At 41.5% G+C, this 11,329-nt stretch carries 13 protein-coding genes; all 13 read left to right on the top strand.

Going from position 1 to position 11,329, the window contains the following annotated elements:
• The gene (locus WD019_RS05000; protein ID WP_026676947.1) at positions 1 to 708 is read left to right on the top strand and encodes a demethylmenaquinone methyltransferase; all 708 of its coding nucleotides are present in this window, start codon (positions 1 to 3) and stop codon (positions 706 to 708) included.
• Positions 709 to 722: 14 nt separating this feature from the next.
• On the top strand, positions 723 to 1,604 hold the full coding sequence (locus WD019_RS05005) for a UbiA-like polyprenyltransferase (RefSeq protein ID WP_026676948.1): 882 nt from the start codon (positions 723 to 725) through the stop codon (positions 1,602 to 1,604).
• Positions 1,586 to 2,173 (top strand): UbiX family flavin prenyltransferase, encoded by a 588-nt coding sequence (locus tag WD019_RS05010; RefSeq protein ID WP_026676949.1) that lies wholly within the window; start codon positions 1,586 to 1,588, stop codon positions 2,171 to 2,173. Before WD019_RS05005 ends, WD019_RS05010 begins: the two co-directional genes overlap by 19 nt.
• Complete coding sequence (locus WD019_RS05015) at positions 2,173 to 3,024, top strand: menaquinone biosynthetic enzyme MqnA/MqnD family protein (RefSeq protein ID WP_425710828.1); 852 nt, start codon at positions 2,173 to 2,175, stop codon at positions 3,022 to 3,024. Before WD019_RS05010 ends, WD019_RS05015 begins: the two co-directional genes overlap by 1 nt.
• 11 nt (positions 3,025 to 3,035) lie before the next feature.
• Positions 3,036 to 4,001, top strand: coding sequence for a heptaprenyl diphosphate synthase component II (gene hepT / locus WD019_RS05020; protein WP_026676951.1), 966 nt, complete (start codon positions 3,036 to 3,038; stop codon positions 3,999 to 4,001).
• A gap of 98 nt (positions 4,002 to 4,099) precedes the next feature.
• Positions 4,100 to 4,543: a nucleoside-diphosphate kinase gene (ndk, locus tag WD019_RS05025; RefSeq protein ID WP_425710829.1), complete on the top strand. Its 444-nt coding sequence runs from the start codon at positions 4,100 to 4,102 to the stop codon at positions 4,541 to 4,543.
• Between the two features lie 57 nt (positions 4,544 to 4,600).
• Positions 4,601 to 5,392, top strand: coding sequence for a CheR family methyltransferase (locus WD019_RS05030; RefSeq protein WP_026676953.1), 792 nt, complete (start codon positions 4,601 to 4,603; stop codon positions 5,390 to 5,392).
• Positions 5,393 to 5,672: 280 nt separating this feature from the next.
• Positions 5,673 to 6,698: an anthranilate phosphoribosyltransferase gene (gene trpD / locus WD019_RS05035; protein WP_026676954.1), complete on the top strand. Its 1,026-nt coding sequence runs from the start codon at positions 5,673 to 5,675 to the stop codon at positions 6,696 to 6,698.
• Positions 6,679 to 7,437, top strand: coding sequence for an indole-3-glycerol phosphate synthase TrpC (gene trpC / locus WD019_RS05040; RefSeq protein WP_026676955.1), 759 nt, complete (start codon positions 6,679 to 6,681; stop codon positions 7,435 to 7,437). The genes trpD and trpC overlap by 20 nt, the downstream gene beginning before the upstream one ends.
• Complete coding sequence (locus tag WD019_RS05045) at positions 7,424 to 8,086, top strand: phosphoribosylanthranilate isomerase (protein ID WP_035350248.1); 663 nt, start codon at positions 7,424 to 7,426, stop codon at positions 8,084 to 8,086. The genes trpC and WD019_RS05045 overlap by 14 nt, the downstream gene beginning before the upstream one ends.
• Positions 8,067 to 9,275: a tryptophan synthase subunit beta gene (trpB, locus tag WD019_RS05050; RefSeq protein ID WP_026676957.1), complete on the top strand. Its 1,209-nt coding sequence runs from the start codon at positions 8,067 to 8,069 to the stop codon at positions 9,273 to 9,275. Before WD019_RS05045 ends, trpB begins: the two co-directional genes overlap by 20 nt.
• The gene (gene trpA, locus WD019_RS05055; protein ID WP_026676958.1) at positions 9,262 to 10,080 is read left to right on the top strand and encodes a tryptophan synthase subunit alpha; all 819 of its coding nucleotides are present in this window, start codon (positions 9,262 to 9,264) and stop codon (positions 10,078 to 10,080) included. Before trpB ends, trpA begins: the two co-directional genes overlap by 14 nt.
• Before the next feature lie 14 nt (positions 10,081 to 10,094).
• A complete protein-coding gene (gene hisC, locus WD019_RS05060) occupies positions 10,095 to 11,183 on the top strand; it encodes a histidinol-phosphate transaminase (RefSeq protein WP_026676959.1) in 1,089 nt (362 codons plus the stop codon).
• Positions 11,184 to 11,329 lie beyond the last annotated feature (146 nt).

The following is an 11,329-nucleotide window of genomic DNA, read 5'->3' on the forward strand; positions in this document are numbered from 1 at the left end:
ATGACACAACCGAAAGAAGAACGTGTACATTCCGTATTTGAAAAAATATCAAAACAATATGATTTTATGAATAATATTATTAGCTTTAACCAGCATACAAGATGGCGCAAAGATACGATGCGGCGCATGAATGTGAAGGAAGGGGATAAAGCGCTTGACGTTTGCTGCGGTACCGGTGATTGGAGCATCGCGCTAAGCCAGGCAGTAGGGGAGACGGGGAAGGTTGTCGGCCTTGACTTTAGCCGCAATATGCTTAAAGTTGGACAGGAAAAAATCGACAAACTGCAACTGAAAAATGTAGAGCTTCGTTACGGAAATGCCATGGAATTGCCGTTTGAAGACAATTCGTTTGATGTCGTTACGATCGGTTTTGGCCTGAGAAATGTGCCAGACTATTTCCAGGCAGTAAAAGAAATGCATCGGGTTGTAAAACCTGGAGGGAAAGTTGTTTGTCTTGAAACTTCGCAAATAACAACCCCTGTCATTAAACAATGTTTTAACTTTTATTTTTCGGTAGTGATGCCGTTCATCGGGAAATTGTTTGCAAGGAGCTATAACGAATATTCATGGCTGCAAGAATCCGCCGGGGAATTTCTTAACAGGGAAGAGTTGAAGGAATTATTTGAAAAAGCGGGCTTTGTATCCGTTGTGGTAAAGCCATATTCGTTCGGGGCGGCAGCCATGCATATGGGAATAAAACAAAAATAGAAAGAGAGATTTATGTGGTTAAGAAACTGAAGATCATCCTTGAGATGATTAAATTTGAACATACGTTATTTGCTTTGCCTTTTGCTTATATAGGAGCAATACTTGGCAGCGTTGTGGAAGAGGGGACGTTCCCGACTCTATCGGAATGGGTATGGATTACGCTTGCGATGGTCGGGGCAAGAAATATCGCAATGTCTTTAAACCGGGTCATTGATGAAAAGATTGATCAAAAGAATCCGCGGACTTCCATGCGCGCCATTCCGGCAAAGCTTATTAGTAAAACGGAAGTCTATATATTTATTGCGCTTTCATTTATTTTATTACTTGTAAGCTGTTATATGCTCAATTGGCTTTGTGTTCAATTATTGCCGATTGCAGCTCTTTTTCTTATTATTTATTCGTTTACAAAACGGTTTACATTTTTGTGTCATATCGTGCTCGGAATTACAGACGGAATTGCACCGCTCGGAGGATGGGTTGGAGCAACAGGTACTTTATCGTGGCCAGCTTTTATCCTTTTTATCGGAGTGACATTTTGGATTGCCGGATTTGATGTCATTTATGCGACGCAAGATGCAGAATTTGACAAAAAAAGAGGCTTATATTCAATCCCTTCCTATTTCGGAATCCCGCGGGCGCTAATGATTTCAAGATGTTTTCATGTCATTACGTTTATAGCCTACTTGTCATTAGGATGGATAACACCTGAGTTAGGCTGGATTTATTTTATTGGCGTTATTGTTTCGGGCGGGCTCATGATTTATGAACATTCCATCATTTCACCAAACAATTTATCAAAAGTCAATGTCGCATTCTTTAATATGAATGGAATTTTGAGTGTCGCTATGTTCATCTTTTCACTAGGAGATTTATTGCTATGGAAATTTTCACAGTAGGAATTACGGGTGCAAGCGGGGCGATTTATGGAGTCCGTCTCGTTCAGGAATTGCTAAAAGCCGGTTGCCGTATCCATTTAATTGTGACAGAAGCAGGATGGCAAGTATTTCGGGAGGAGCTCGGTTGGAATACCGAAGACCGCACAACGATTATTAATACTCATTTTCAATCGGAAAATGGCGAACTCCATTATCATACGCTGAGAGATTTTAATGCGCCCATCGCTTCAGGATCCTACCAGAATAAAGGGATGGTCATCATGCCGTGTTCAATGGGAACGTTATCGGGAATTGCAAATGGTGCTTCCGGTAATTTATTGGAACGCACGGCTGACGTTATGTTAAAAGAAGGACGTAAATTACTGCTTGTTCCGAGAGAAACCCCGCTTAACCGAATTCACCTTGAAAATATGTTGAAAGTGACGGATGCGGGCGGCAAGATCGTACCTGCCATGCCTGGTTTTTATCATTTACCGAAAACACTTGATGATATCGTTAATTTTCTTGTAGGAAAAGTAATGGATACCCTCGGTGTACACCATGATCTATTTACAAGGTGGGGAGACTAATGGGATTAAGGATCGGCGAAATAAGCTATACTAACATACTTCCGCTTTTTTTTTACCTGAATCGCGAGCGCCTGGCTGCGAATAATGTGTCATTTGTTCCACAAATTCCGACAGAGCTTAATCGGAAAATGGAACAGGGGTTAATCGATTTAGGAGGGATATCTTCCTTTTCATACGGAGAAAATAGTGACCGTTATTCACTCTTGCCGAACTTATCCGTGTCTTCTTTCGGAAAAGTACGTTCTATCTTTTTATTTTCAAAAAAACCGATTGACATGCTCGCCGGCGATACGATCGCTTTAACATCGAGTTCTGCAACTTCCGTAAATTTATTGAAGATTATATTGGCTGACTTTTATAAAATTGATGTAGACTACCATATGATGAAGCCGAACTATGGATGGATGATGGAAAACTATAATGCATGCTTACTTATTGGTGATGATGCAATTAAAGCAGCTTGGAATGAAAAGAAAAGTTCGGTTTACACGTACGATCTTGGAGCTGAATGGTATAAATTCACAGGCCTTCCGATGACGTTTGCGGTTATGGCGGTTCGAAATGAAGTGATCGAAAGGCAAAAAGCGCTGCTTCTTGAGCTGCTTTCTGAAATGCAAGAAAGCAAAGAACTGAACCGGCAAAATCAATATTCAGAAATGATCCCCCTTATTATTCAACAGCATGGAGGCGACTTCCATTATTGGTCCAGCTATTTTAAAGGATTAAATTATGATTTTAATGAAGAACATCAAAAGGGATTGCAATATTATTACGAGCTTGCTCAAAAAAGCAAGCTGCTGAACAAGAAGCCCCAAATTAAATTTATCGATTACTCCTTACAAGGTATTTAGGTGAAAAAATGATGAAACTAACGGACTTATATCGACATATTAAAAAAGATCTCCAATTGATTGAAAATGAACTTGAGTTAAGCGTAAGCGCCGAACATCCTATTTTAGAAGATGCAGGCCGGCAGCTGTTGAAAGCAGGCGGGAAACGGATTCGCCCTGTTTTTGTGCTATTATCCGCACATTTTGGCGATTATAATATTGAAATCGTCAAACGTGTTGCTGTTGCACTCGAGTTAATACATATGGCTTCTCTTGTCCATGATGATGTAATCGATGATGCTGATTTACGACGAGGAGAGAAAACGGTTAAATCAATGTACGATAATAAAGTGGCCATGTATACCGGTGATTTTATGTTTGCCAGGGCACTTGAACAAATTACACATATTCAAATTCCAAGGGCTCATCAAATTTTAGCCCATTGCTTTAAAGAAATGTGCATTGGTGAAATTCAACAAATTAAAGAACAGTACGATTTAAATCAACATTTCAGGCATTATTTGCGTAGAATTAAACGTAAAACAGCTTTGCTTATAGCCATGAGCTGCCAACTTGGTGCGATTTCAACAAATGCGCCTCTCAATTATCAGCGAGAATTGTTCAATTTCGGTTATTCAGTAGGTATGGCTTATCAAATCACCGACGATATTTTGGATTTTACAGGAACTGAAAAGCAACTTGGAAAACCGGCTGGAGGGGACTTAAAGCAAGGAAATATTACGCTGCCGGTTTTGCATACGATGAAAAACCGTCCAGAAATTGTCGATGAAATCAAACAATACTATAAAACGTTTGATGATCGTACGTTGCAGCGCCTCATTCAAGAAATTAAGGAAAACGGTTCGGTTGAATATGCTTCGAACATCGCAAATGTGTATCTTGACAGGGCTTTTCTTGCGGTGAATAAGCTTCCTGGCGGACAGGCAAAAACTAGTTTAATCAAAATTGCGAAATATATTGGAAAACGTAAATTTTAACACATTGCGCATTGATGCAATTTTTGATAGTATTTTTTGTGGATTACAATCTTTCATAAGATCCAACGAAAAGTACATAAAGAAGGAGAGACTAACAGATGGAAAAAACATTTTTAATGGTAAAACCAGACGGCGTGCAACGCAATTTAATTGGTGAAATCGTTTCCAGATTTGAGAAAAAAGGATTTCAACTTGTTGGCGCTAAATTAATGAGCATTTCCCGTGAATTGGCTGAACAGCATTACGGTGAACATAAGGAACGTCCGTTTTTCGGAGAGCTTGTTGATTTTATCACATCCGGTCCGGTTTTTGCGATGGTTTGGCAAGGAGAAGGAGTGATTGCTACGGCCCGCAATATGATGGGTAAAACCAATCCGGCAGAAGCGGCACCTGGAACGATTCGTGGAGATTTTGCGGTACGTGTAAGCAACAATGTGATTCATGGATCAGATTCTCCGGAAAGTGCGAAGAGAGAAATCGCTCTCTTTTTCAAAGAAGAAGAATTAGTTGACTATGAAAAAACGATTTCAACCTGGGCTTAAACTGTCCATTTAACCGGAGTGGAGTTCTCACTCCGGTTTTTTTATGGGGGATGAATAATGGAAGTAGATCGAGATTATGCAACATTTATAGAGAAAATAAAAAAGAAAACGGGAATTGACTTATCCCTTTATAAAGAAGCGCAAATGAAACGGAGGCTGACTTCATTTAGGGATAAAAAAAATTACAAAAACTTTACGGCATTTTTCGATGCGCTTACGAAAGACGAATCACTGCTTGAAGAATTCTTTGATCGAGTAACGATAAATGTATCGGAATTTTACAGAAATCCAAAGCGTTGGGAAGTGCTGGAACAAAAGATCTTGCCCCAATTAGCAAAAGGGAGGTCAAGGCTGAAAATTTGGAGTGCGGCCTGTTCAACAGGAGAAGAACCGTATACGATTTCCATCATCCTTTCACGTTCTCTGAAACAGCAGTCTTTTTCCATACTTGCAACAGATCTTGATGACCAGGCTTTAAAACAGGCGGAGAAAGGCTTTTATTTCGAACGATCGCTGTCTGACGTCCCAAAAGAAATTTTACGATCCTATTTTATGAAAAATGAGATGGGCTATGTTATTCGAGACGATGTGAAAAAACCGATCCAGTTTAAAAAACATAATTTGTTGGCCGATTCGTTCGACGGTAATTATGACCTCATCATTTGTAGAAATGTGATGATTTATTTTACAGAGGAAGCGAAGAATGAGCTGTATCAAAAATTTAGTAGAGCGCTGCGTCCAGGAGGGTTTTTATTTGTCGGAAGCACCGAGCAAATCTTCAATCCTTCCACATATGGACTGGAAGCGGCAGAGCCCTTTTTTTATAAAAAAAATCAATTTTTGAATTGACAAACGATTCAATCTGTACTATCTTTCTTATAAGGATAGCCTGAGAGAGTTTAGAGATTAGTTTAGATGAGAATGAAGAGTGGAGCATAGACGAGGATTAGAGCTACATAGTATCCGTGCGTCTTTGGCGTACGGTTTTTTTAATTTCCTCATTACCTTCTCCATTCATTCTCCTTAGCGGAGGTGAATTGGCCCATGATAAAAAGACCCTCTTCCTTTCTGAATTCCGGTTAGACTCCCCTTTCTTTAGATGAAAAATACAAAAGAAAGGTGGATGTTTATGTTTAGAGAAATGTTGCAAAAAGGGGTAGCAGGTGAGACGTTTTCCAGGGAAGAAGCGTATTCCATGATGAGTTTAATACTGGACGGTCATGTTACAGAGGCGGAGTTGTCCAGCTTACTAACCGTTCTTCGTTTTCGCGGGGAAACGGTTGATGAACTAACGGGATTTGCGGAATGCGTACGAGAGAGGGCAACCAAAATCACGCATCGCCAAACCCGGGTCATTGATACGTGTGGAACAGGCGGAGATGGCTCATCAACCTTTAATATATCGACAGTCTCTGCCATCATTTTGTCTTCCTTAGGTATTAAAGTTGCAAAACACGGAAATTCTGCTGTGACGTCGAAAAGTGGAAGTGCAGATGTCCTCCGCGAACTTCGTATATCTGTTCCAGAAACTCCAGATGAAGCTTCCCGTCAACTTGAACAGCATTCATTGTGCTTTTTATTTGCGCCTATTTTTCACCCATCATTAAAATTTGCCGGTCCGACGAGAAAAAAACTTTCATTTCGCACGGCGTTTAATTTACTTGGCCCATTGTGCAACCCGGCTTTCCCAACCCATCAGCTAATCGGGGCATTTAACGAGAGGGCGGCAAAAACGATTTCTGAGGCCGCTTTAAATCTTGGATTAAATAAGGTTGTCGTTGTAAGCGGCCTTGATGGTCTGGATGAATGTTCTATTTCTGCTCCAACTCGCTTTTATGAAGTGAATGATGGAAGGGTGCGGACATATACCCTTACTCCAGAAGACGTCGGCTTGACAGTAGGTAAATTGGAAGACATAACGGTTTCGTCCATATCGGAAAGCGCGAAGGTCATTTTATCCGTGCTCGCCGGGAACGGGGCGGAGGTTGCAAACAATATCGTCGCGTATAATGCGGGGGTCGCTCTTTATGCGTCCGATTATGTTTCAACTATTCAAGAAGGTGTAAAAATGGTGAAGGAAATCCTTCGATCAGGAACTGCTTTTGGGCATTATGAATCGATAAGAGGTGAACAATATGCTGCAACAAATTCTTGAACAGAAAAAACGAGAAATTGACGAACTTCCACGTCAGTTCAAGCGCGTGCCAGGAAAAAAACGATCCCTTATTCAAGCTATTCAAAACGGGAATAGAAAACCCGCCTTAATCGCAGAAGTGAAAAAAGCGTCACCCTCTAAAGGTATCATAAAAGAAAACTTCGTGCCTGTTGATATTGCAGTCAGCTATGAAAAGGCGGGCGCGGATGCAATATCGGTGTTAACAGACGAACGCTTTTTTCAAGGGTCCAATCATTATTTGACAGAAATCAAAAAGGCAGTGGCTTTGCCGATATTGCGTAAAGATTTTATTATTGATGAACGTCAGGTGGAGGAATCAAGCAGCATCGGAGCCGACGCGATTCTGCTTATCGCCGCAGCTCTTTCGCCCAAAAAACTTCACGCTTTATATAAAATGGCACAGGAGCTTGGATTGGAATGTTTAGTTGAAATCCATTCCGCAAAAGAACTGTACGATTGTTTGCATGAATTTACGCCAAAATTGATTGGCATCAATAACCGGGATTTAACGACATTTCAAACATCGATTAAGACCACTGAAACGATTATACAACATGTCCCTGAAGGCTGTCTCTGCATTAGTGAAAGCGGCATTCATAAGCCCGAAGATATTCAATTTATCAGTGATTGTAGAGCACATGGCATTCTAGTCGGAGAGGCATTAATGAGGGCACGTTCACCACAAGAAGGGATAAAAGCGCTATATGGAGAAAATTAGAAGGCTTATTAAATATTGCGGGTGCAGGTCGCTTGCTGATTTACAGACAATCGCAAAGACAAAAGCTGATTTTATTGGTTTTGTCTTTGCTAAAAGCAAAAGAAAAGTGGAGGCCAGCGAAGTTTCCAAATGGCTGGAGAACGTTTCTCCGTTACAGCAAAAAACAGTCGGTGTCTTCGTAAACGAAGAACCCGAGAATATCAAGCATCTTTTATCGATCGTTAATTTAGATGTCATTCAATGCCATGGCGATGAGCCAGTTGAACAACTAGCATGGCTGAAAAAAGTAACCGGCAAAACGGTTTGGAAAGCGATCCACCATCAAGAGGATGCGCTAAGCAAAATGAAAGCACTAGAAGGAATGGCAGATGGGTTTATTATCGACACGAAAGCGGATGGCAAGTACGGTGGAACAGGAATGACATTTAACTGGGAAAGTATTCCTGTTTATATGAAAGAAGCTGAAAGGCAAAAAGTCCCATGCTTTATCGCCGGAGGAATCACGGAAAGAAATATAAGCCAGCTGCTCAAATATGAACCGCACGGAATCGATGTATCCAGCGGAATAGAGAAAAATGGTGAAAAAAATAAAGAGATCATACTTCAATTGGAAAGGCAGGTCGTTTTACATGATCAACGTATATCCTGACACCCGCGGCCGCTACGGAATGTTCGGCGGAAAATTTGTGCCGGAAACAGTGATGTTTGCATTAGAAGAACTAGAAAGAGGATTTCATGATGCGATGGAAGATCCTCTTTTTATCGAAAACGTCTCAAATGAATTGATTGACTATTCCGGCAGACCGACACCGATTACATTTGCGTCTCATTTAACCGAAAGGCTTGGCGGCGCAAAAATTTATTTGAAAAGGGAAGATTTAAACCATACAGGGGCGCACAAAATTAATAACGCCATCGGACAGGCGCTCCTCGCAAAAAGAATGGGGAAAAAGAAAATCATCGCCGAAACAGGCGCCGGCCAGCATGGTGTTGCGGCTGCTACGGCTGCGGCGCGTTATGGCCTTAAGTGCAAAGTATTCATGGGTGAGGAGGATATTAAACGCCAGGCATTAAATGTTTTCCGCATGAAGCTACTAGGAGCCGAAGTCATTCCGGTGACAAGCGGAACTGGAACGCTGAAAGATGCGACAAATGAAGCGATCAGGCAGTGGGTAGGATCTGTAGATGACACTTTTTATTTAATCGGGTCTGTAGTCGGCCCTCATCCATATCCGTACATTGTAAGGGAGTTTCAAAGTATCATTGGAAAAGAAGCAAAACAGCAATTTAAACAATTGAATCATGGAAAGTTGCCAGATGCGATCATTGCCTGTGTCGGAGGCGGAAGTAACGCAATTGGAATGTTCTCTCCTTTTATTGAAGAAGACAAGGTGAAGCTAATCGGTGTGGAAGCAGCGGGTAAAGGATTGGACACCGAAGAGCATGCAGCTACAATGGCGAAAGGAACGCTCGGGGTCATCCACGGTTCCATCACGTATCTTTTACAGACCGAAGATGGACAAATTCAAGAACCATACTCGATTTCAGCGGGGCTTGACTATCCAGGTGTCGGACCTGAACACGCTTATTTAAAACATTCGGGGAGAGCGGAATATGTTAGCATTACGGATGATGAAGCTCTAGAAGCGTTGTCCATTTTATGTACGGATGAAGGTATCATTTGTGCCATTGAAAGCGCACATGCTATAGCGCAGGCAATCAAAGAAGCAAAAGCAATGTCAGTTGATCAAAGCATCCTCGTTTGCCTGTCAGGCAGAGGGGATAAAGATGTCCATACATTGTTTGAAAGAGAGGAGTTTCATGATGGGAGCAAGTAGATTCGAACGGTTTGAAAAAGGCGAAAAGCCATTATTTGTTCCATTTATTACCGCAGGTGACCCTACGAGTGAAATAACAGTTGAACTTGCTTTAAGCCTTGAGAAGGTCGGGGCAGATGCGATTGAACTTGGCATTCCATACTCTGATCCATTAGCGGACGGCCCTGTCATTCAAAGGGCATCCTCTCGGGCACTTCAAGCTGGAATGACGCTGGAGAAGGCGATGAAACTCGTCTCTTCTATGAGAGAAAAAGGGTTAAAGATTCCGGTTATTATCTTTACTTATTACAATCTTTTGTTACAATTAGGAGAGGAACGCTTTTTTGCTTTAGCAAGTGAAAATGATATTGATGGACTGCTCGTTCCAGATCTTCCTTTTGAAGAAAGCGGCGAATTACGCCAACAGTGCCAAAACAAAGGGATTTCATTTATTTCTCTCGTTGCACCGACAACTTCTAAAGAGCGGCTAAAGCAAATCGGCCATTCTGCTAAAGGCTTTTTATATTGTATTTCCTCTCTCGGGGTAACCGGTGTCAGGCGCGAGCTTTCAAGTGATTTGGACGTATTTCTCAAAAAAGCAAAGGAGTATAGCAACGTCCCGGTTCTCATTGGCTTTGGCCTGTCGAACAAAGAACAAATGCAGTCCTTTAACGATCTATGCGATGGATTCATCATAGGCAGTCGGATTGTATCAAAAATAGAAGAATTAGGTCGTGAACTTATCCAATTAGAAAAAAGGAAGGAGGCGCTGGAGAGTTTCGAAGAGTTTGTGTCTTCGCTAGTCCCTTCCTTTGTCTACAGGTAAAGGAGTTTTCAATAATGCAAGCAAAGAAACAATTACGAACATTAAAACCTTATCAACCTGGCAAACCGATCGAGGAAGTGAAACGGGAATATGGCCTGACATCAATTGTGAAATTGGCATCAAATGAAAATCCATACGGATGCTCACCGTTTGTTAAGGAAGCAATGATGTCAGAAATGAACCGTCTTCCCCTTTATCCGGACGGATATGCCCTAGAGGTTCGCGAAAAACTTTCATCATTTTTAAACGTGAGAAAAGAGCAGCTTATTTTTGGGAACGGTTCAGATGAAGTCATCCAGCTTCTTTGCCGAACTTATTTAACGAAGGATACAAACACGGTAATGGCGACGCCGACCTTCTCGCAATATCGCCATAATGCAACGATTGAAGGTGCCGAAATCAGGGAAGTCCCTCTCATGAACGGATATCACGATCTTGTAGGAATGGCCGGGGCTATCGATGACCGGACAAGGATCATCTGGCTTTGTAATCCGAATAACCCATCTGGCACTTATATTCGTGAGCAAGATTTTGAAAAGTTGATGGCCAGTGTGCCGTCAAATGTAATCGTTGTTTGTGATGAAGCTTATCATGAGTATGTCCAGGCCGAAGACTACCCTCAAACGATTTCTTACTTAAATGAATATCCTAACCTTGTCATCTTGCGCACATTTTCAAAAGCATACGGCCTGGCAGCTCTAAGGATTGGTTATGGGATTGCAAACGAATCGATCATTTCAGCGATGGAACCGGCAAGAGAACCGTTTAACACTTCGAGAATCGCACAGAAGGCAGCAATGGCGGCGATCGGCGATCAGGTGTTTATCGAAGAGTGCTTCCGGAAAAATCGCAAAGGATTGCAGCAATATTATGATTTTTGTTCGAAAAATGGATTAACATATTACCCTTCAGAAACGAACTTTATTTTGATCGACATGGGCGTCTCTGGTGATGCCGTGTTTCAATATTTACTGGAAAGAGGTTATATCATCCGCTCGGGAACCCCGCTTGGTTTCCCAACCTGTGTCCGGATAACGGTTGGAACCAAGGAACAAAATGATGGAATCATTCACCTTCTGGAACGGTTTTTGAGTGAACGATAGTAAAAATAAGGAGAGAGTCATATTCTAAATTTTCGAAAAATATTGTTGATTTTTTCGAAAATCTTGTTATAATATAACTAATATGGTTTCTCTCCACTCCTATCCATATTGTAAATTTCCCTGACAACGCTTTCAAAGTCAGGGCT

The organism is Fictibacillus sp. Mic-4, assembly GCF_049843615.1.
Lineage (GTDB): Bacteria > Bacillota > Bacilli > Bacillales > Fictibacillaceae > Fictibacillus_A > Fictibacillus_A gelatini.